Annotated in this window: 17 protein-coding genes; 3 read left to right on the plus strand and 14 right to left on the minus strand. The window is 68.6% G+C overall.

Features of this window, described 5'->3' with window-relative positions; all coding sequences use genetic code 11:
• Positions 1 to 7 precede the first annotated feature (7 nt).
• From DELCS14_RS02630 to DELCS14_RS02645, 4 genes are all read right to left on the minus strand, one after another.
• On the minus strand, positions 8 to 475 hold the full coding sequence (locus DELCS14_RS02630) for a CoA-binding protein (RefSeq protein WP_013800332.1): 468 nt from the start codon (positions 473 to 475) through the stop codon (positions 8 to 10).
• A 28-nt stretch (positions 476 to 503) separates the two neighbouring features.
• Positions 504 to 1775, minus strand: a complete 1272-nt coding sequence (gene nhaA, locus DELCS14_RS02635; protein WP_013800333.1) for a Na+/H+ antiporter NhaA — start codon at positions 1773 to 1775, stop codon at positions 504 to 506.
• 235 nt (positions 1776 to 2010) lie between these two features.
• Positions 2011 to 2544 carry a hypothetical protein gene (locus DELCS14_RS02640; protein ID WP_013800334.1) on the minus strand — a complete coding sequence of 178 codons (534 nt, stop codon included), beginning with the start codon at positions 2542 to 2544 and terminating at the stop codon, positions 2011 to 2013.
• Positions 2545 to 2737: 193 nt separating this feature from the next.
• Positions 2738 to 5008 (minus strand): thioredoxin family protein, encoded by a 2271-nt coding sequence (locus DELCS14_RS02645; RefSeq protein WP_013800335.1) that lies wholly within the window; start codon positions 5006 to 5008, stop codon positions 2738 to 2740.
• Between the two features lie 214 nt (positions 5009 to 5222).
• On the opposite strand from DELCS14_RS02645, the gene DELCS14_RS02650 reads away from it, so the two are divergent.
• Both DELCS14_RS02650 and DELCS14_RS02655 read left to right on the plus strand, forming a co-directional pair.
• On the plus strand, positions 5223 to 6200 hold the full coding sequence (locus DELCS14_RS02650; RefSeq protein ID WP_013800336.1) for a tripartite tricarboxylate transporter substrate binding protein: 978 nt from the start codon (positions 5223 to 5225) through the stop codon (positions 6198 to 6200).
• Between the two features lie 41 nt (positions 6201 to 6241).
• Entirely contained in the window at positions 6242 to 7105 is an 864-nt protein-coding gene (locus DELCS14_RS02655) for a creatininase family protein (RefSeq protein WP_013800337.1), read from the plus strand.
• A gap of 348 nt (positions 7106 to 7453) precedes the next feature.
• On the opposite strand, the gene DELCS14_RS02660 is transcribed toward DELCS14_RS02655, so the two are convergent.
• From DELCS14_RS02660 to DELCS14_RS02680, 5 genes are all read right to left on the minus strand, one after another.
• Positions 7454 to 8428: a tripartite tricarboxylate transporter substrate binding protein gene (locus DELCS14_RS02660; protein WP_013800338.1), complete on the minus strand. Its 975-nt coding sequence runs from the start codon at positions 8426 to 8428 to the stop codon at positions 7454 to 7456.
• 119 nt (positions 8429 to 8547) lie between these two features.
• Positions 8548 to 9231, minus strand: a complete 684-nt coding sequence (locus DELCS14_RS02665) for a histidine phosphatase family protein (RefSeq protein WP_013800339.1) — start codon at positions 9229 to 9231, stop codon at positions 8548 to 8550.
• 91 nt (positions 9232 to 9322) lie between these two features.
• On the minus strand, positions 9323 to 10282 hold the full coding sequence (locus tag DELCS14_RS02670; RefSeq protein WP_013800340.1) for a PhzF family phenazine biosynthesis protein: 960 nt from the start codon (positions 10280 to 10282) through the stop codon (positions 9323 to 9325).
• A gap of 87 nt (positions 10283 to 10369) precedes the next feature.
• Positions 10370 to 11554, minus strand: coding sequence for a PLP-dependent aminotransferase family protein (locus tag DELCS14_RS02675; protein ID WP_013800341.1), 1185 nt, complete (start codon positions 11552 to 11554; stop codon positions 10370 to 10372).
• Between the two features lie 234 nt (positions 11555 to 11788).
• A complete protein-coding gene (locus DELCS14_RS02680) occupies positions 11789 to 12391 on the minus strand; it encodes a LysE family transporter (RefSeq protein WP_013800342.1) in 603 nt (200 codons plus the stop codon).
• A 227-nt stretch (positions 12392 to 12618) separates the two neighbouring features.
• Between DELCS14_RS02680 and DELCS14_RS02685 the strand changes: the two genes are divergently transcribed.
• On the plus strand, positions 12619 to 14070 hold the full coding sequence (locus DELCS14_RS02685) for a PLP-dependent aminotransferase family protein (protein ID WP_034398015.1): 1452 nt from the start codon (positions 12619 to 12621) through the stop codon (positions 14068 to 14070).
• Between the two features lie 213 nt (positions 14071 to 14283).
• Here the strand turns inward: DELCS14_RS02685 and DELCS14_RS02690 are convergent, their stop codons facing one another.
• Genes DELCS14_RS02690 through DELCS14_RS02710 form a run of 5 tightly spaced genes read right to left on the minus strand, consistent with a single transcriptional unit; the run spans position 14284 to position 20800 of the window.
• On the minus strand, positions 14284 to 14997 hold the full coding sequence (locus DELCS14_RS02690; protein ID WP_012202528.1) for an RNA polymerase sigma factor FliA: 714 nt from the start codon (positions 14995 to 14997) through the stop codon (positions 14284 to 14286).
• Positions 14998 to 15002: 5 nt separating this feature from the next.
• Entirely contained in the window at positions 15003 to 15884 is an 882-nt protein-coding gene (locus tag DELCS14_RS02695) for a hypothetical protein (protein ID WP_013800344.1), read from the minus strand.
• Positions 15877 to 17532, minus strand: coding sequence for a flagellar biosynthesis protein FlhF (gene flhF, locus DELCS14_RS02700; RefSeq protein ID WP_013800345.1), 1656 nt, complete (start codon positions 17530 to 17532; stop codon positions 15877 to 15879). Before flhF ends, DELCS14_RS02695 begins: the two co-directional genes overlap by 8 nt.
• Entirely contained in the window at positions 17529 to 19628 is a 2100-nt protein-coding gene (gene flhA, locus DELCS14_RS02705) for a flagellar biosynthesis protein FlhA (protein WP_012202531.1), read from the minus strand. Before flhA ends, flhF begins: the two co-directional genes overlap by 4 nt.
• Positions 19625 to 20800, minus strand: coding sequence for an EscU/YscU/HrcU family type III secretion system export apparatus switch protein (locus DELCS14_RS02710; protein WP_013800346.1), 1176 nt, complete (start codon positions 20798 to 20800; stop codon positions 19625 to 19627). The genes flhA and DELCS14_RS02710 overlap by 4 nt, the downstream gene beginning before the upstream one ends.
• Between the last annotated feature and the right edge of the window lie 210 nt (positions 20801 to 21010).

Raw genomic sequence — 21010 nt, forward strand, 5'->3', positions numbered from 1 at the left:
TCCTGTGCTACCGGGCAGCGGCTGGGGTATCGGCCAGCAGGCGCTGGTGCTCGATCTTCACGCAGCGGTCCTGCACGGTCCACAGGCCCGCAGCGCGGGCCAGTTCCAGGGCTTTGTCGTTGACCACGCCCAATTGCAGCCACAGGCAGCGCGCGCCGATGGCAACGGCCTCGGCGGCCAGCGGCGGGATGTCCTCGCTCTTTCGGAAGCAATCGACCATGTCGATGCGCAGGCCCTGTGCGGCCAGCGCGGCCGCAGCGTCGGCCAGGCTGGCATGGACGGGCTCGCCCAGGATGCGTCCGCCTTCGCGTGCGACCACGGGGTTCACGGGAACGATGCGGTAGCCGTGGCGCTGCATGTACTGCGACGCCTGGTGGCTGGGCCGGTCGGGCTGCGGCGACAGGCCGACCACGGCCAGGGTGCGGCACTGCACGAGGATGTCGCGCAGGCGGGAGTCTGTGGCTGTATCACTCATGCGCCGCAGTGTACGCAGCGCATGCGGATCAGGCCGGCTGCACTGTCGCGGCCGCAGCATGGCGGCGGCGCAGCACCAGGCCCCAGGCCAGGCCCAGCACGGCGGCCGTGGCCGACGCCATCAGTACCCCCAGCTTGGCGGCATTGAGCAGGGCCTCGCTGTCAAAGGCCAGCGTGGCGATGAAGATGGCCATGGTGAAGCCAATGCCTGCCAGCAGGCCGGCCAGCAGCGCGTCGCCCCAGCCCATGCCCGGCGGCAGCGCGCACATCCGCAGGCGTACGGCCAGCCAGCAGCTGAGCAGCACGCCCAGCGGCTTGCCCAGCACCAGGGCCAGGGCCACGCCCCACATCACGGCCGACGTGCCCGCCACATCAATGCCAGTGGTGCCCGCCCCCTGCAGCGGCACGCCGGCATTGGCCAGCGCAAACAGCGGCATCACGCCAAAGGCCACCCAGGGATGCAGGTCCTCCTGCACACGCTCCACGGGCGCTGCGCTTTCGCGGCCTGCCAGTGCGTGCACGGGCGTCACCAGACCCAGCACCACACCGGCCAGCGTGGGATGGGCGCCGGTCTGCCAGATGCCCCACCAGAGCACGGCGCCCGGCAGCACATAGGCCCAGGCGCGGCGCACGCCCAGCGACTGCAGTAGGAACACGCCGGCCAGGCCGGCGGCGGCCACCAGCAGCTGGTCCCACTGCAGCCCGCCCGAATAGAACAGCGCAATGATGAGCACGGCCACCAGGTCGTCGATGATGGCCAGCGCCAGCAGGAACACGCGCAGCGCGGGCGGCAGGCCCCGGCCCAGCAGGGCCAGCACGCCCATGGCAAAGGCGATGTCGGTGGCCGTGGGCACGGCCCAGCCATTGCGCAGCGGCGGCGCGGCATTGAAGGCCAGGAAGATCAGGGCCGGCGCCACCACGCCGCCCAGCGCGGCCATCACGGGCAGCAGCGCCTGGCGCGGCTGGGCCAGTGCGCCGGAATGCATCTCGCGGCGTATCTCCATGCCGACCACGAGAAAGAACACGCTCATCAGCGCATCGTTGACCCAGAAATGCAGGGATTGCGACAGCTGCCACGGGCCCAGGCCCACGCTCAGCGGCGTGTGCCACAGCGCCTCATAGGAGCCGGCCCAGCTGGAGTTCGCCCAGAGCAGGGCGGCGGCCGCTGCCAGCAGCAGCACGATGCCGCCCGCAGCCTCGGCATGGGACCAGCGGGACAGGAAGGCGCCGACGCGATCGGCGAAAGACAGGAAAAGGGGCGTGCGCGGGCCGGACGGCCGCGGGGTCGTGCAGGTGTTCATGTGCAAAGCAGCAAAGGGGCCTTGCGGCCCCGGTGCGCAGGCGGCCCGACCTGCGCTATCAACACCTGTCCTGCCGCCCCATGCGGTCTGGACACCCAGCGGCCATTATAAAAGAAGCCCCCACTCCCTTTGCTGCGCAAGGTCCGCTGCCCCCCCGAGGGGGCCGCTTTTTGCCTTGGGGCGGCCCGGCGGCAAAAAATCGGCGGCCGGGACGCTTGCGCAAGACCCTGCGGATTCAGGGCCTGGGCGGCTCATTGCGCGCAACGCATTCGGCCAGCAGGCCCAGCGAGGACAGCGCAATCATGAAGACCAGGAACACATAGGCCGCCGTTGCCACGCCCAGGCTCATGCTGAAGCCCCATTGCAGCACCGAGCAGGCCATGCCGGTCTGCGGGTACATCGCCGTGCACTGCGATGCGGCGGGCATGTGCACGTACCAGGTGACGGCGATGAACATGGCGCCCGCCACCATGGCGGCATTGCCCCAGGGATGGGTCTGCGGGTGGTACAGCGCATAGATCAGCGCCACGGGAACGGCCAAGCCCCAGGCGAACATCATCAGCCAGCTGAACACTGGCGAGACCGCCAGGATGGACTGCAGCCATCCCATCTTGGGCAATCCGTTGACGAAGCCCAGCAGGTCCCAGACAAAGGGCAGGACGATCCCCGCCACGGCCAGGCTGGCAAGCCCCAGCGCCAGCAGCAATCCCTTGCCGCGTGAACGATGGTGCACCCCCGAAGGGTGCGAATGGGTGATCAGTGCATGCATGGCCCACCTCCTGTGTCGTGCAGGGCGGGCAGTTGCCGCGCGGGCGGGTCTCCGGAGTCGGGCGGCAGCCGCGGCGCCTAGCGTTCGGATTGCGGTATTCCCCGGATGCATCCAGTCTAGGACGGCGTGCGCTGCAACAAATGTAGGCCTGGGACCTACCCAAAATCGGGGTTTGTCCCAGGAGGGCGTGCCGTCAAAGCGCGGCCAACGCCCCCAGTACCTCGCTCTTCGATAGCAGCTCGCTGAGCACCACCGGGGGCTTGCCCGGCGCATGCAGCACATAGACGGGCACGCCGCTGCGGCCCAGTTGCTGCAGCGCAGCGGTGATGGCCGGGTCGCGCCGCGTCCAGTCGGCGCGCAGCAGGGTCACGCCGTGCTGGTCGAAGGCGGCCAGCACCTCCTCATGGTTGAGCGTGGTGCGCTTGTTGACCTGGCAGGTCACGCACCAGGCGGCCGTGTAGTCCACGAACACGGGCTTGCCCGCCGCCTGCAGCTCGGCCACGCGGGCGGCCGACCAGGGCTGCCAGCGCTCGCCTGCAGCGGACACCGTGCCCGTGCCCTCCGCCTGGGCAGGCGTGGTGATCAGGGGCGCGGTGGTGGCCAGCAGCGCGCCTGCCAGCACCACGGCCAGCGTGGCCAGCACGGCCCGCGTGCGGCCCTTGAGCGTCAGCGTCCAGACCAGGGCGCTGAAGGCCAGCAGCAGGGCCAGCAGCGCGGTGGCGGCGTCGATGCCGCTTTGGTGCCCCAGCACCCAGACCAGCCAGACCACGGTGGCGAACATGGGGAAGGCCATGGCGCGGCGGAAGGTATCCATCCAGGCGCCCGGACGCGGCAGCCAGCGCACCACGGCGGGGACGAAGCTGGCCAGCAGATAGGGCAGGGCCATGCCCAGGCCCAGGGCGGCGAACACCGTCAGCGCCTGCAGGGCCGGCATGTCGATGGCAAAGCCCAGCGAGGCGCCCATGAACGGCGCCGTGCAGGGCGAGGCAATGGCCACGGCCAGCACGCCGGACAGAAAGGCATCGGCCACCGGATGGCGCGCATGGGCCGCAGCCCAGCGGCCGGGCAGCATGGAGCCGAACTCGAACAGGCCTGCCAGGTTCAGCCCCAGCAGCGTGAACAGGGCTGCCAGCAGGGCCACGATGGCCGGTGACTGCAGCTGAAAGCCCCAGCCCAGCTGCTCGCCCGCCGCGCGCAGCGCCAGCAGCAGTCCGCCCAGGGCCAGGAAGGACAGGACCACGCCCGCCGTATAGGCCAGCCCGCCCAGGCGCTGGGCGCGGCGGTCCTGTCCATGGCGTGCAAAGCCCAGGATCTTGATGGCCAGCACCGGGAAGACGCAGGGCATGAGGTTCAGGATCAGTCCACCCACCAGGCCACCGAGCAGGGCCATCCACAGGCTGGTGGCGCTGGCAGCAGGCGCAGCGGCCTGGTTGGCCGCCAGGGCGGCGGCCAGTGCGGGGGAAACGCTGGCCATGGCGGCAGCCGTCCAGCGGCCCTCGACCGGGGCCTCGGCGCGCCAGGCCACGGGCTGGCCCTGCTCCAGCGCTGCGGCGCGCTCGACGGGTGGCAAGGCCAGGACCACGGGCAGCTTGGCCGGGGTCTCGCCACGCATGTCGGACAGGGGCAGCTCGGCCACCCAGGCCGCGCCGTCCCAATGCTGCTGCCAGTCCTTGCCCAGTTCTGCCGCGTGGTGGAAGGTGTCGGAAGATTCGGGATAGAAGTCCAGCGTACGGCCCTGCAGGGATTCCGGCAGGCCCTCGATGCGCAGCTGCACGCGCTCGTCGGGCGTCCTGCCTTGTGCGGCAGGCTGGCTGGCCGGCACCACCTTGGCCTGGGCTGGCGCAGACAGTGCCTGGGGCTTGAGCGCCCAGGCCTGGGTGAAGGCCTGTCCCTGGCCTGCCGTGCTGCCCTGCACGGGCAGCTGCAGCTGGAAATCGCCTTCCTCGGGAATGCACTCCACGCGGCAGACCAGCCAATTCGCATGCAGGCGCAGGTCCAGCATGCCGGACGCGGGCGGCTTGAAGTCGGCGGCCACCTGCACGGGCACGGGCAGCAGCACCTGGCCCTCATAGCCGTAGTTGAGCAGGGGGCCCACGCGCAGCGCCTCGGGCACGGGCCACTGGATCTCGCCCGCCGTCAGGCCTGCAGGCAGCTGCCAGTTCAGCTCGGTGGCCAGGCCGGAATCACCGGCGTTCTTCCAATAGGTATGCCATTCGGGCTGGTGGGTGATCAGCAGGCCCAGCCACAGCGTCTGTCCGGGTTGAACGCCTTCGGGTGCCTGGGCCACGAGCTCGGCCCGCACGCGTGGCGTGTCCACGGCCGCGGCCGCCCCGCTGCCGGTCTTCAGGCGCAGCTGCGCGCCGGCAGGGGGGGCAAGCAGGCTGGCGGCGGCAAGGAAAAAGGCGAGGAGCCAGAAGGCGAGGTGCTGGGGGGCAGTGTGGCGAAGAGGTGGATGGTGCGGCATGGCGGACTGTGGGAGCCAGGGGCATGGTCTTTGGTTCCCCCGGCTGCAGGCTGCGATGGTAGCGGGCCGTCCAGAGAGATCGCCTGTGGCCTGCTGCAGGACGATTGGCAAAAGGTATCGTTGCATAGGCGCTTGGTATTGGACAGGCGATATGTCCGTTGCCCATCATGGACCGGCCACCCATCCGGGATAGAGCAACACAAGGAGACAAGACATGCAGGAGACATCTCGCCGCCACTTCCTGGCCGCTGGCGCGGCAGCGGCCGCAGCCTGGGGACTGCCGCAGCACGCAAGCGCGGCCGCTGCCTATCCCGACAAGTCCGTGCGCGTGATCGTGCCCTTTCCCGCCGGTGGCACCACCGACGTGGTGGCGCGGCTGGCCATGCAAAAGCTCGGGGAGCTGACCGGCCAGTCCTTCGTGGTGGACAACAAGGGCGGTGCCAACGGCGTCATCGGCACGGAACTGGCCGCCCGCGCCGCGCCTGACGGCTACACCCTGCTGATGAACACGGCCGGCGCGCAGACCCTGAGCCCTGTGCTCTACAAGACCAGCTACGAGGCGCTGTCCAGCTTCGAGCCCATCAGCCATCTGTGCGACGTGGGCTTCGTCCTCATCGCACGCAAGGACCTGCCCGTGAACAGCCTGCAGGAGCTGGTCGCCATGGCCAAACAGGGCAAGCCGTTGAGCGTGTCCTCAGGCAGCAGCATGATTTCGCTGATCACCGAGCAGTTCAAGAAGGTGATTGGCGCGCCGGGCATCGTCAACGCCCAGTACAAGGGCACGGCGCCGCAGATGCAGGCCGTGGTGGCGGGCGAGGTGGATTTCTCGTTCGACTCCTTCACCTCGGTGGAGATGATCCGCACGGGCAAGGTCAAGGCCCTGGCCGTGCTGCTGCCCCAGCGCGCCGAAGTCTTTCCCCAGGTGCCCACCATCAAGGAGGCCGGCGTGGACGGCATGGGCTTCAGTTCCTGGTCAGGCCTGCTGGCGCCCAAGGGCACGCCCCGCGACATCGTGGCCCAGCTCGCGCAGCAGATGGACAAGGTCATGCAGATGCCCGACGTGCTGGCCAAGCTGCGCAGCTACAGCTATGTGCCGCGCCGGGGAACGCCCGAGGAGTTCGCGCGGCTGATCGAGTCGGACAACGAGCGCTGGAAACGCATCGTCAAGGAATCCAACTTCAAGGCCGAGTGAGGAGGGCTCCGGCAGCCCATGGATGGCCCTAATATCGGGCCATGCAAGACTCCCCGCCCGAACAGATATCCCCCGGCGCCTGGCCTTCCCGCTGGTGGGCCGAGGCCTCTGCACGCGACTTTGCGCAGGCCCAGGCCAGCGGCCTGGCTGCCGAAACCATCGCCGTGCTGCCCGTGGCTGCCGTGGAGCAGCACGGCCCGCACCTGCCGATGTACGTCGACGCCCGCCTGCTGCAGGGCGTGATCGATGCGGCCCTGCCGCTGCTGCCGCCCGAGCTGCCCGCGCTGTTCCTTCCCCCGCAGAACATCGGCTTCAGCGTGGAGCACCAATCCTTTGCCGGCACGCTGACGCTGTCGCCCGCCACGGTGATCGCGCTGTGGACCGAGCTGGGCGCCTGCGTGGCACGCGCCGGCGTGCGCCGGCTGCTGCTGCTCAACGGCCATGGCGGACAGGTCAGCGTGATGGACATCGTGGCGCGCGAGCTGCGCATGCGCCATGGCCTGCTGGTCTACAGCAGCAGCTGGTTCGGACTGGTGGACGATGCGGCCAATGCGCAGTTCAGCGCGCATGAGCACCGCTTCGGCATCCATGGCGGCGAGGTGGAGACGTCGATGATGCTGCACCTGGCGCCGGAGACCGTGCGCATGGAGCATGCGCGGGACTTTCATTCCACTTCGGAGGATAGGGCGCAGCGGCATGCCTTGCTGGGCAATGGGCGAAGCGCCAAGATGGGCTGGGCCATCGAGGACTACAACGTTTGTGGCGCCGTCGGCAATGCAGCCGGGGCTACGGCCGAGCGGGGGGCCTTGATGGTGGAGGCTTCGGCTCGGGGGCTGGTGCGGTTGTTGTCCGAGATGGTTGCGCTGCCTGCGGATACTGTGGGGCGGGCGCCGGAGCCGTTGTAGGTTTGTTGCGGGGTCGTTTTTGGACCCTGCCGGGTGGTGGTTTTTCGAGGCCGGGAGTCGGCCCGGCGGCCGACCTACTTTCCTTTGTTTCGCCAAAGGAAAGTAGGCAAAGCAAAGGCGACTCGGATGTCCGCGACCCCTTCGCTTCGCTGCGGGGCCACCTGTGCCGTGACGGTTGCGGGGTTCGCCGTGAAACTCTCTTCGCGCTGCGCGCTACGTTCAAACATCACGGCGAGTCAGATGACGAAGCAGTCCTGTCCTTCGGCAGGACTGCAACCCCGCAACCGCCACGACGCAGGCGCTGACATACGGGGAGTTGTTGCGGGCCTTCGCTGCGCTCGGCCTTTTTTACTGTTTCGGGATCTTGGCCTGGACGATCACGTCGCCCCAGCGCTTGATTTCCGACTGCAGCAATTGCGCGGTCTGCTCGGGCGTGCTGGACTGGGCCTGGACGTTCATCTCGCGCAGTTTCTGCGTGACTTCGGGAGAGTTCACGGCGGCGGCGATTTCCTTGTTCAGGCGGGCGATGATTTCCGGGGGCGTCTTGGCGGGGGCGGCCAGGGCGTTCCAGGAGGAGGCGACGAAGCCCTTGACGCCTGACTCCTGGGCCGTGGGCACGCCGGGCAGCAGGGCCGAGCGCTTGTCGCCGGTGATGGCCAGCAGGTTGACGGCCTTGGAGTTGATCTGGCCCATGATGGGCGTGAGGATTTCCACGGCCGCGTCGATCTGCTTGCCGCGCAGGGCCGTGACCACGGCAGGGGTGCCGTTGAAGGGCACGATCTGGGCGTCGATGCCGGCGGTGGTCTTGAACAGTTCGGCTGCCAGGTGCTGGGTGCTGCCGATGGCGATGCTGCCGATGTTGAGCTTGCCGGGGTTGGCCTTGGCCCAGGCCACCAGCTCGCCCAGGTTCTTGAAGCGCGAGTCGCTTGCGGTGAGCACGCCGATGTCGAAGTAGCCCAGGGTGGATATCGGCGTGAAGTCCTTGACCATGTCGAAGGGCAGCTGGTTGAACAGCCCCACGGTGACGGCACTACCGTTGGACATGAGGAACAGCGTGTGCCCGTCGGGCGCGGACTTGGCCACGGTGTCGGCCGCGACGATGCCGCCTGCGCTGGGCTTGTTGTCGATGATGACGGGCTGGCCCAGCTGCGAGGCCAGTTTTTGCGCAACGACGCGCGAGGTGACGTCGGCCACGCCGCCTGCGCCAAAGGGCACGACGATGCGGATGGGCTTGTTCGACAGGGGCTGGGCCTGGCTGGTGATGGCGGCCAGCAGCAGGGCCGCGCAGGCCAGGGCGCTGCGCGTGAAACGGCGTTTGTTCATGGGTCTTTTGTCTCCTGGCCGGCGAGTTTGGCGCAAAAGCGCAGGCCGGCCCAGAGCGCCCGTGTTCTGGCTGCTATGCCTTGCCGCGATAGCTGTGTGACAGCCTTGCCGGTGCCGTATCAGGCGTGCGTGATCCAGCTGCGGTGCTGGTCTGTGTCCAGGTGGTTGAGCGTGTTGAAGGTCTGCAGCATCAGGCGCTTGGGGCTGGTGGTGAACTCGGTCACGGCGCTGTTGCGGATGCGCATGTTCAGCGCAATGGTGACCTCGGGCGAGGTGCCAAGCACATGGCCCACGGCCGTGGAGATGGGGCCGCCACTGCTGACCAGCAGCACGTTTTCGTCGGCATGCTCGTGGCGCACGCGCTCCAGCACCTGGCGCACGCCGCCCGAGAAATCATCCCAGCTGGGCATGCCTTTGGGGCTGATGGTGCCGGCCATCCACTGGGCCAGGGCATCGCACAGCAGGCGGAAGTGGTGGCGGTACAGCTCGGGTGTGTCGGGCTTGGGCAGGGGCGCCGGATGGATGGCCTGCAGCAGCGCGCCGCTGTCGTATTCATCGAGGCCTGCAAGCGCCTGGGTGCGGTGCTGCTCGGCAGGCAGGCTGCCCAGGCCGTCGGCGATGCCGGCCAGTGTCTGCGCATGGCGGCGCAGCGTGCCCGTGTAGACCGCGTCGAAGCGCAGGCCGCGCTCTCGCCAGTAGGCCCCAAGCCTTTGCGACTGCGCAGTGCCGCGCTCGCTGAGCTGGTCGTAGTCTTCGGCACCAAACGAGGCCTGGCCATGGCGCACAAGATAGAGGGTTCCCATGGCGCGGATTGTGGCCAGCGCCGGCGCTGGCGTTTGTCCTGCGGGTGACTGGCTGCCGCCTTGGCGACAGATTCCGGCAACCCGGCAGGCTCTACAACAGCACCTGGCCGCTCACGCATTCCACGACATGGCCGCCTATCCACAGCGCGCCCTGCGCGTCCTCGCTGACGTGGACGCGCCCGTCGCGCCCCACGCAGCAGCCCTGGCTGGCGATGTAGGGCGCATGCAGCAGTCCTTCGCCGCGCAGCCACAGGGCCAGACTGGCGTTGAGGCTGCCGGTGACGGGGTCTTCAGTGACGCCGACGGGGCTGGCGAAGCCGCGCACTTCCAGACTGGGGGCGGCATCCGCCTCGGCTGCGGCTGGCCGCTGGCCCGTGGCAAAGGCGCGGGCCTCGCGGCTGCTGCGGCCGATCAGTGCCGGTGCATCTTGCGCGCTTTCGTACAACGCGCAGGCGCCCACCTTGGTGTTCAGCGCCTTGAGCCTTGCATGGTCGGGCTCCAGCGACAGCACCTGGTCGGGATGCTCGAAGAGCACGCCCATCCAGCGCGGGCCGTTGTCCAGCCAGGCCGCACGCAGGATCTGGCCGCGTTCTGCGCCCAGTGCGGCCGCCACGTCATCCAGCAGGCCGGGCTCCACGTCGCTGATGTCGGTGGACGGTGCCTGGAAGGCCAGGCGCCCGTCCTGGCGCTCGATGCCGATCAGCCCCTTGGCGCATTCCTGCACGATGCGCTGGGCCTGCTGCGGCACGCCGCCCTGCGCCAGCCAGGCATGGCAACTGCCCAGCGTGGGATGGCCGGCAAAGGGCAGCTCGCCGCCCGGCGTGAAGATGCGCACGCGGTAGTCGGCGCCTGCGGCGCGACCCGCCTCGGTGGGAGGCAGCACGAAGGTGGTCTCGGACAGATTGGTCCAGGCCGCGAAGGACTGCATCTGCGCATCGGTCAACCCGGTGGCGTCGAGCACGACGGCCAGCGGATTGCCCAGGTAGGGCCGTGCCGTGAACACATCCACGGTCATGAAGGGGCGCTGGCGGGGTGCGGCGGTGGAGGTCATGGCAAGGGGCAGGGGTGCGATGGGCAATGCAGGATGAAGAAAGCCGGCGCAAAGCCGGCTTTCAGGGAACAGCCGGGGCTGTGCGTATCAGGCCGACAGCTGTGAGCGGATGGCGTCGGCCAGGGCGGCGATGCCCTTGTCGATCTGCTCGGCCGACACGGTCACGTAGGACAGGCGCAGCGTGTTGGCCTGGGGCTCGTCCGCATAGAACGGCGCGCCGGGCACGAAGGCCGTGCCGCGTTCCACGGCGGCGGGCAGCAGCTTTTGCGCATCCATGCCCTTGGGCAGGCGAACCCACAGGAACATGCCGCCCACGGGACGGGTCCACTGCACGTCCAGGCCGGCCATTTCGCGTTCCAGCGCGGCCAGCATGGCGTCGCGCTGGCGCTTGTACATGGCGCGGATGGTGGGCACATGGCGGTCCAGGAAGCCGTCCTTGATGACCTCGGACACCACACGCTGGTTGAAGCCCGGCGTGTGCAGGTCGGCCGCCTGCTTGGCCTGCAGCAGCTTGTTGTAGACGGACTTGGGCGCCACCAGGAAGCCGATGCGCAGGCCCGGTGCCAGCACCTTGGAAAACGAGCCCAGGTAGATCACGCCTTCGGGGTTGCGCGCGGCCAGCGGCAGGGCAGGGGCCTGCTCGAACCACAGGTCGCCGTAGGGGTTGTCCTCAATCAGCGGGATGTTGAGTTCGCGCGCCTTGTCCACCAGGGCCTGGCGGCGTGCCTCGGCCATGGTGCGGCCGGTGGGGTTCTGGAAGTTGGGCAGCACGTAGGCCAGGCGGGCCTTGTCGGCGCCGGTGCCGGCCTTGGCGGCGAAGTCCTCGACGAGGATGCCGTCGTCATCGCTGTCCACGCCCACGGGAATCGGTTCCTGCGGTGCAAAGGCCTGCAGCGCGCCCAGGTAGGTGGGCTTTTCGACCAGCATGCGGCTGCCACGGTCCAGGAAGACCTTGCCGATCAGGTCCAGCGCCTGCTGCGAGCCGGTGGTGATCAGCACCTGGTCGGGGTCCACTTCCCAGGGCAGGAAGTCGGCTACGGCCTGGCGCAGGGGCGCGAAGCCCTCGCTGGTGGCGTACTGCAGGGCCGAGGCGCCATCGCGCTGCATCACGGTCTGGCAGGCCTGGGTGAACTCGTCCAGCGGGAAGGCCAGCGGCGAGGGCAGGCCGCCCGCCATGCTGATGATGCCGGGACGGTCGGTGAGCTTGAGGATTTCGCGGATGGCGGAGGGGTTCATCTTGGCAGCACGGTCTGCCAGCGTCCAGGTCGTCATAAAAAAAGCAGTTCTAGGTCTTTGCGGTGCCCGCCATGCGGGCGGGCTGGTATGGATTGCCATGCCGTCGTGGGGCACGGGCCGGCCGCATGTGAAGAGCGGAGTGCGGATAGTGCGCTCGCTCTTGCGCCGGCAATGAGGGTATTTTGTCGCGGGCGTGAAGGGTCTGCGCATCCTCCCTTCAATAGCTGGGCAGGCCAGTACGGCCTTTGCCTGGGCGTGGGTGGAGGACCCTCATGCGGCCACCATCCATATCGCCGTCAGCGCCAGCATGGCCGCCATGGCACGGTTGAACCACAGCAGCCTGCGTCCCTGGGCCAGCCAGTGGCGCAGCAGTGCGCCCACGCAGGCATACAGCAGATTGCTGAAAAAGGCATAGGCGGCCATGACGGGCAGCACCACGGTCAGGCGCTCGGTCAGGTCGTCGCGCCCGGCCAGCCAGCCGGCCACGATGGCCAGGGCCAGCAGCCAGGCCTTGATGTTCACGAATTGCAGTCCCACGCCCTGCCAGAAGCCCACCTGCAGCTGCTGCGGCGATTGCAGCGATGCCATCTGCGCGCTGCGGCTCAGGCGCCAGGCCATCCACAGCAGGTAGCCGATGCCAGCTGCCTTGACCAGCCACAGCAGCAGCGGCGCCGCGACAATGGCCGCGCCCACGCCGGCCGTGCTCAGCACCAGCAGCACGCACCAGCCCACGGGCACGGCCAGGACGAAGCGCAGCGCCGGGCGCAGGCCGTGGTTGGCGGCCAGGGCCGTGGACAGCGTGGTGTTGGGACCGGGGCTGAAGCTCATGGAAGCGGCGAGCAGCAGCAAGGCGGTGAGTTCGGACGGTGGCATGAGGCGGTGGCCCCGAAGGTCTCCATACAGGCGGCAGGGGCTGTTGGGGAGGAGGGCACGGCAGGCCTTCTCCGCAGCACGAATGCATGAAATATAGGTGCAAGACCTGTACAGTGCCAATACAGTTGGACCCTCAATTGCATGTTCTGTATTGGTGCCTATCCCGATACAGTGACTTTCTGGTGACCCATTCGCAGCCGTTTGCAGCCGTTCACACCCGTTTCCGTATGACCGTTCCCCTCTCGCGGCTGGCGCCGCAGACCCTGAGCACCCAGCTGGCCGAACGCCTGGGCGAGCGCATCCGCATGCGGCTGCTGCCTGCGGGCGCACGCCTGCCTTCGGTGCGCGAATGCGCGCGCCAGCAGGGCGTGAGCACGCACACGGTGGTGGCCGCCTATGACCTGCTGCAGGCCCAGGGCCTGGTCGAGGCGCGGCCGCAAAGCGGCTTCTTCGTGCGCGACTTCGTGCAGGATGCGCCGCTGCTGCAGCCCGAACAGGCCCGTGCGGTCCCCGCCGAGGAGGCCCCTGGCGTGCCCAAGGGCACGCGCATCAATGCCTCCATGCTGGTGCGCGGCATGTTCCACCAGAGCGTGGGCGGCAGGCCGCAGCCCGGGGCGGGCGTGCTGCCGGCCGAGTGGCTGGAGGCCGGCTTCCTGGCGGCAGCCATGCGCAAGGCCTGCTCGGGCAAGTCCCTGCACGACTCCTGCGTGGGCTATGGCGACCCGTTGGGCGACATCGGCCTGCGAGAGGCGCTGTCGCGGCGCCTGGCGCGCCTGGGCATTGCGGCGGCGCCGCAGCACATCATCACCACCATGGGCGCAACGCATGGGCTGGACGTGGTCAGCCGCGCCCTGCTGCAGCCGGGCGACCCGGTGATGGTGGAGGAGCCCGGCTGGGCCGTGGAATTCGCGCGCCTGGCATCGCTGGGCATGCGCGTGCTGCCCGTGCCGCGCGGCCCCGACGGGCCGGACCTGGCCGTGATGCAGCGCTACTGCGAAAGCTGCGCACCCAAGCTCTACGTCAGCGTGAGCGTGCTGCACAACCCCACCGGCTACAGCCTGTCACCGGCCAGCGCCCACGAGGTGCTGCAGCTGGCGCGGCGATTCGGCTTTTACGTGGTGGAGGACGATACCTATGGCGAGATCGCGCCCGACCACGCCGCGCGCATGACCGTGCTGGACCGCCTCAGCCACAGCATCTATGTCAGCGGCTTCGCCAAACTGCTGGCGCCCAACTGGCGCGTGGGCTACCTGGCGCCCCCGCCCGCCCTGGTGGAGCGCCTGGTGGACACCAAGCTGCTGTCCACGCTCACCACCCCCTCGCTGATGGAACGCGCCCTGGCCCACTGCATGGACCAGGGCCAGCTGCGCCGCCATGCCGAGCGCCTGCGCCAGCACCTGGCCCAGGCCCGAATGCGCAGCGTGGCACTGGCCCAGCAGGCCGGCGCCCGCTTCGCGGCCGAGCCGGCCGGCATGTTCGGCTGGGTGGACACCGGCGTGGACACCGAAACCCTGGCCCAGCGCCTGCTGGACGCCGGCTACTTCATCGCCCCCGGCGCCATGTTCCACGCCGGCCGCCAGCCCAGCACCTGCATGCGCATCAACTTCGCCACCACGCAGGAACCCGCCTTCTGGCGCATCTTCGAGCGCGAAGTCCAGGCCATGCGCGGCAGCGCATAGAAAAGGGAATGGGGCAGGGAAGGGAGACGGCGGAGAAGATCGGCATCGCCCCGCAAATCCAGATCAGACCAGGCGCACGGCGCCAAAAACCGGCGCGCCCCAAAGCGCGGGACACCGAGCAAGGGCCGCCCCGCCGCGAGGGTGTCGTCCCCCTCCCTTGCGAAGCAAGTAGAGAGGGGGAAGGCGCGCAAGCGCCTCAGGGGGTGCTCCCAGTCAATGCGCCCGCATCTTCGTACGCAAGCGCGCAATCGCCTGACTGTGCAGCTGGCACACGCGCGATTCAGTCACGCCGAGCACGGCGGCGATTTCCTTGAGGTTCATGTCGTGCTCGTAGTACATGCCCATGATGTACTGCTCGCGCTCGGGCAGGGCCTTGATGGCTTCGACCAGGGCCACGCGCAGGCGGTGGTCGCGCAGCAGCGCAAAGGGATCGGCGCCGCTGTCGGCCACGTGGCGTTCGAGGAAGTCCTCGCCCTCGTCGCCGCCCGACATGTCCTCCAGATACACCAGCTGCGTGCCGCGCACCTTGCCCAGCAGCGACTGGTAGTCGTCCAGGTCCATGCCCAGTTCGTCGGCGATCTCGGATTCCAGCGGCGTGCGCCCCAGGCGCTGTTCCAGGCGGTGCAGCGCGTGCTCGATGTCCTTTTGGCTCTTGCGCGAGCTGCGGCTCATCCAGTCGCCTTCGCGCAGCTCATCGAGCATGGCGCCACGGATGCGCTGGCTGGCGAAGGTCTCGAATTGCACGCCCTGCTCGCTCTCGAAGCGGGACAGGGCTTCGGCCAGGCCGATCATTCCGACCTGTATCAGATCATCAAGCTCCACATTGGGAGGCAGCTTGGCGATCATGTGCAGCGCGATCCGGCGTACCAGAGGTACATGCCGACGGATCAGTGCATCGCGGTCGAGTTGGCCTTTGGCGGTGTACATGGCAGTCAGTGGCTCCAGGCATGGGATGCGGGCAGCGGCGCGAAGCCGGCGGCCAGATCCTGGCCGCCATGTGGCAACACGCTGCCCGCATGGTTGAGCAGTTGCAGCGCCAGGCGCTGCAAGTCCGGTGCATGGTGCAGGCGCACGGGCAGCAGTCCCGGCGCATGGCCCAGGTGGCGCTGCGCGCAGCGCATCAGCGCGTCGATCTGGGATTGCAGCTGTTGCGCATCCTCGGCCTGGCTGCGGGCGCCGGTCTGTCCACGGCGCCAATCGTAGCTGGTCACGCCCAGGTCATCAGCGCTGGGCAGCAGCGGCGCCAGCAGGCAGCGCAGGCCGGCATGCACTGCCAGCTGCTTGAGCTGGCGGTAGCAGCCCAGCACGCGGGTGCCTTGTTCGGGCAGCACCATCAGCGGGTGCACGGCCTGGCCGGCCAGGTTGCTGGCCAGCGTGTCGGCATTGGCATACAGCATGACGATGGCGTAGCCGCGCACGTGGCGCTGCAGCCATTGCATGGGCGTCATGCCGGCCTGGCGCGCCTGCTGGGGCAGCAGATCCAGGCCCTGGCGCGCCGGCAGCACGGCCACCGAGCTGTGGCGGGGATCGGGGTGCAGGCCGGTACGGGCCTGCCAGGCGCTTTGCTGCAGCAGCTGCGCCAGGCCCGGTGCATCCGGGGACTCGCCCTGGCTGGCGTCCAGCACCAGGACGGGCAGGCCCAGGCGCTGCAGGCTGGCGCAGACCGGCCACAGCAGGGATTGTTCGGCCTGGCCCTGCGGGTCGTTGGCCGTGTCGCGCAGCATGGCCAGCACACGCAGGCCCATGGGAGCGGCGGCGCCGGGCTGGCCGTGCAGGCCCAGGCCCTGGTGCAGCTGGGGGAAGGTTTCAAGCATGGTGGATCTCGCCTTCCGTGCTGGGGCTGGACGGGGTGAAGAAGAAGTCCAGGTCCAGCGCCTTGGGATCGAAGGCGGAGCGGGTGGCGGCGCGCATGGAGGCGGACACCAGTTGCTGCGCATCGGCGCGTTCCCAGTCTTCGGGCACGCGCTGGCCGTTGGTCACGCCGCGCAGCTGCATCTGGTGGCGGATCAGTGTGTCCACCGAAGGGCCCAGCTTCACGGCCTCGTCCACCTTGGTGAGGATGGCCTGGCTGGAGCCGCGCGCCTTGAAGGCCTGCATCACATCGTCCAGCGCATCGCCCTGGCCGGCCGCGTTCACGGCCAGCAGTTTCTGGATGCCGGGCAGGTCCAGCAGGTCGAGGATCTCGTCCTTGCGCGGATCGCGCGGGGCCACGCCCGTGGTGTCGATCAGCACCAGCTGCTTGTTGGCCAGCAGGCCCAGCAGGTCCTGCAGCGCGGCGCGGTCATGGGCCAGGTGGGCCACCACGCCCAGCATGCGGCCGTAGGAGCGCAACTGGTCGTGGGCGCCGACGCGGTAGGTGTCCAGGGTGATCAGGCCGACGCTGGCGGCGCCGTACTTGGCGGCGCACAGGGCCGCCAGCTTGGCCGTGGTCGTGGTCTTGCCCACGCCGGTGGATCCCACCAGGGCGAAGACGCCGCCTTGCTCGTACAGCGGGGCCTGGTCGGCGTCGGTGCGCAGATTGCGTTCCAGCACCTGCATCAGCCAGCGCACGGCGTCGCCGGCGGACAGGTCCTGGGGCATGTGCTCGACCAGGGCGCGGGCCAGCACGGGGGAGTAGCCCGCGCGGATCAGCTTGTGCGTGAGGTTGGCGTGGATGGGGTTCTGGCGCGTCTGGCCCAGCCAGGTCAGCGTGTTGAAGCGCTCTTCGATCAGGTCGCGCACGGACTGCAGCTCATCGCGCAGTGCCTGGGAGGCCATGGTCGGTGCGGGCTCGCTGCGCAGGGTCTCGCGCAGCGGCGCTTCGGCGCTGGCGCGCAGCGGGTTGTGGCGGGCCACGGAAGGTGCGGGCTGTGCCTTGAACGGCTGCTGTGCAGCCGTGGGCGCGGCAGCCGGTGCTTCGCGCAGGGCGTCGCCCAGGCTGCGGCGCTGGGCAAAGCTGGGCAGCGGCTCGTCAACGCCGGCCTCGTGGCGGCGGCGCAGCATGCGTTCGCGCACATAGTCCTGGAAGGACAGGGTGCTCATGGCCAGTTGTTCGGTGTCTTCCTGCACGCTTTGGCGCAGGCCGGCCGGCTCGGCACCTTCTGCCGACAGCGAGGCTGCCTGCGAGATGGCCTGCGCTATCGCCGACGACGTTGCCTGGGAAGCACGCGACGGAGCCGCCTGTGCGGCCTGCATTGCCGGCTGCGCCGTGCGCGGCTGGGTCTGCGCCTGGATCAGCTTGGCCTGCACCTGCGGGCGCAGGCCCGTGGTTTCCTCTGCAGAGCGGCGCTCGATGGCCTGCTGCAGCGGCGTGCTGCTGGCAGCGGCCTTGCTGTGTTCCAGCGTGTCCTCGGCCGTGGCCATGACCTCGACGCCATCGGGCGTGTTGCGGTTGGACAGGATCAGGGTGCCCGCTCCGAAAGCCATGCGCGCCTTGGCCAGGGCCTCGCGGGAGGTGGGGGCGTAGAAGCGTTTGATGTTCATGCGGATGCACCTTTAAGAATCGAGCCGATGCGGATGGTGTGCGTTTCGGGGATCTCGCTGTGGGCGAGAACCTGCAGACGCGGCGCCACGCGACGCACCAGGCGGGCAATGGAATTGCGGATGGAATCGGGAACCAGCAGGCAGGCAGGCAGGCCCAGCTCTTCTTGCTGGTTGGCCATGTCGGCCGCCTTCTGGGTGAGGATCTCGGCCACGCCGGGATCCAGTGAGGGGGAGCCGGGGTTGGACAGGGCCTGCACCAGCAGGCGTTCGAGTCCGGGCTCGATGGCGATGACGTTCAGCTCGCGGGTCGGGCCGTAGATCTGCTGGACGATGGACGGCGACAGCGCAATGCGCACGCGGCGGGCCAGCTCGACAGGGTCCTGCGTTGTCGAGGAATGCTCGGCCAGCGTCTCGATGATGGTGCGGATGTCACGCACGTGCACCGAGTCTTCCAGCAGCAGCTGGAGCACTTTCTGGAACGTCGTGATGGACACCATTTTCGGAATGACTTCTTCGATCAGCTTGGGAGCCAGTTTGGCCACATGCTCCACCAACTGCTGCGTCTCGGTACGGCTGATCAGCTTGGCGGCATGCACTTGCATCAAGTGTGACAAATGGGTGGCCATCACGGTTTCCGAATCAACCACGGTAAAGCCTGCCATTTGTGCCGCTTCCTTCTGGCGTTCGTCGATCCAGTGGGCGGGCAGGCCGAAGGCCGGGTCGGTGGTCTGGGTGCCGATCAGCGGGGTGCTGATGCCGCCCGGATTGATGGCCAGGAACATGCCGGGGAAGGCCTCGCCCTCGCCCACCATCACGCCGCGCAGGGTGATGCGGTAGGCGCTGGGCTTGAGCTCCAGGTTGTCGCGCACATGCACGGCCGGGGGCAGAAAGCCCACTTCCTGGGCGAACTTGCGGCGCACGCCCTTGATGCGGGTCAGCAGGTCGCCCTGGCGGCCCTTGTCCACCAGGGTGATCAGGCGGTAGCCCAGCTCCAGGCCGAGCAGGTCCACGGGCTGCAGGTCGTCCCAGGTGGCTTCGCCGTCGCTGGGCGCGGCCACGGGTGCGGGCGCCTGGGTCTGCTGGGAGGCGCGTTCCTGCTGGCGGCGCGAGAGCATCCAGGCCAGCCAGCCCAGCAGCGCGCCCGTGCACAGGAACACGACGTGGGGCATGCCCGGAATGACGCCCAGCAGGCCCAGCACGCCGGCCGTGATGCCCAGCACCTTGGGCGACATGAACAGCTGCTGCGCGATCTGCTGGCCCATGTCGGTTTCCTTGCCCACGCGCGAGATCACCATGGCCGCGGCCACCGAGATCAGCAGGCCGGGGATCTGCGCGACCAGCGCATCGCCCACGGCCAGCAGGATGTAGCTGTCGGCGGCCTGGCCGGCCGACAGGCCGTGCTGGATCATGCCGATGGCGAAGCCGCCGATGATGTTGATCACCAGGATCAGAATGCCGGCGACCGCGTCGCCGCGCACGAACTTGCTGGCACCGTCCATGGAGCCGAAGAAATTGGCCTCTTCCTGCACCTCGGCGCGGCGGCGCTTGGCTTCCTTTTCGTCGATCAGGCCGGCGTTCAGGTCGGCGTCCACGGCCATCTGCTTGCCGGGCATGGCGTCCAGGGTGAAGCGGGCCGAGACTTCGGCGATACGCTCGGCACCCTTGGTGATCACCACGAAGTTGATCACCACCAGGATGGCGAACACGATCAGGCCGACGGCGAAGTTGCCGCCGATCAGGAAGTGGCCGAAGGCCTCGATCACCGCGCCGGCCGCGCCGGGGCCGGTGTGGCCCTCCAGCAGCACCACGCGGGTGGAGGCCACGTTCAGCGACAGGCGCATCAGCGTGGTCAGCAGCAGCACCGACGGGAAGGCCGCGAAGTCCAGCGGCCGGATCATGTAGGCCGCCACCATCATCACCATCAGCGCCACGGCGATGTTCAGCGTGAAGAAGGTGTCCAGCAGCCACGGCGGAATGGGCAGCACCATCAGCGCCAGGATGGCCACCACCAGCAGCGGCGCCATCAGGCCCTGAGCGAACTTGGCGTTCTCGCTCGACCACATCGATTGCAGGGATTGGAGCGGATTCGTCGTCATGGAGCAGTACCTTCAGTGGTCGCGGCGGCGCCTGGCGCGCGGCGGCCCTGGTGCGGATCGAGTTCGGCGGGCACGACGGGTTCGCCGAGATCGCCAGGCATGGGGCCTTCGCCGCGCAGCGCGGCCTTCAGGCGGTAGACATAGGCCAGGACCTGGGCCACGGCCGTGTACAGCGCGGCGGGAATGGCCTGGTCCAGGTCGGCGTGTGCGTACAGGGCGCGCGCCAGCATGGGGGATTCAAGCACCGGGATCTTGTGGGCACCGGCGACTTCGCGGATCTTCAGCGCCACCAGGTCCGTGCCCTTGGAGATGACCTGCGGGGCGGCCATGGTCTTTTCGTCGTAGCGCAGGGCCACGGCGTAGTGCGTGGGGTTGGTGACCACGAAATCGGCGCGCGGCACGGCGTTGACGCTGGCGCGGTCGGCGATCTCGCGCTGCTTCTGGCGGATCTTGCTCTTGATCTGCGGGTTGCCGTCCGATTCCTTGTGCTCCTGCTTGACTTCCTCGTGGCTCATCTTCAGGCGCGACTTGAACAGGTAGGCCTGCAGCGGCACGTCGATCACGGCCATCAGGAACACCACCAGCAGCAGCAGGGCCACGCCGCTGGCCAGCCATTGCCCCGTCATGGACAGCGCCATGGCCGAGGGCTGGGAGGAGATGGCGGCGATCTCGGCGAGATGGCCGCTCAGGAACTTCCAGGCCACGAAGGAGAGGATGGCCGTCATCACCACCATCTTCACCACGGTCACCATCTGCTGCTTGGAAAACAGGTTGGTCAGGCCCGACAGCGGATTGAGGCGGTTGAACTGCGGTTGGATGGGCTTGAGGCTCAGGATCCAGCCGCCGGCCAGCATGCCCGACACCAGGGCCGCACCGGTGGTCACGGCGGCAACGACCAGGGAAATCTTCAGGCCCAGGCTGCCCATGGACAGCATGCGCTCCATCATCAGGGCCGGCGTCTTGGCCGTGTGCGCGTCGAAGGCCAATTGCTGGGCCAGTGCCATGCGCAGGTGCTGGATCAGGGGCTCGGCGCCCATCAGCATCATCAGCGCGCCCGTGCCCAGGATGGCCAGGTGCGACAGGTCCCGAGAGCGCGCACCCTGGCCGTCAGAACGCGTTTTCTGCAGTTTGCGTTCGGTAGCGGGAAGGCTTTTGTCTTGGCTGGAGTCCATGGCGCAATGACGGAAGGATTTGCGTCATTGTCGGAACAAGCCAGGCAGGCGAAGCCCCGATAAGCGGGGCTCAAGCGGCGCTTATGTGCTGTCTGCACAAGAGGAGGAGCGGCAGCCGCACGGTGCAAGGGCGCCGCGAAGATGGCAGTCAGCCCCTTGCGCCCAAGCGAAAGAGGCTGCCCTGCAATGAGAGGGGAGGCGCCGGGCGCC

Origin of the sequence: Delftia sp. Cs1-4, from assembly GCF_000214395.1 — a bacterium.
Classification (GTDB): Bacteria; Pseudomonadota; Gammaproteobacteria; order Burkholderiales; family Burkholderiaceae_C; genus Comamonas; species Comamonas acidovorans.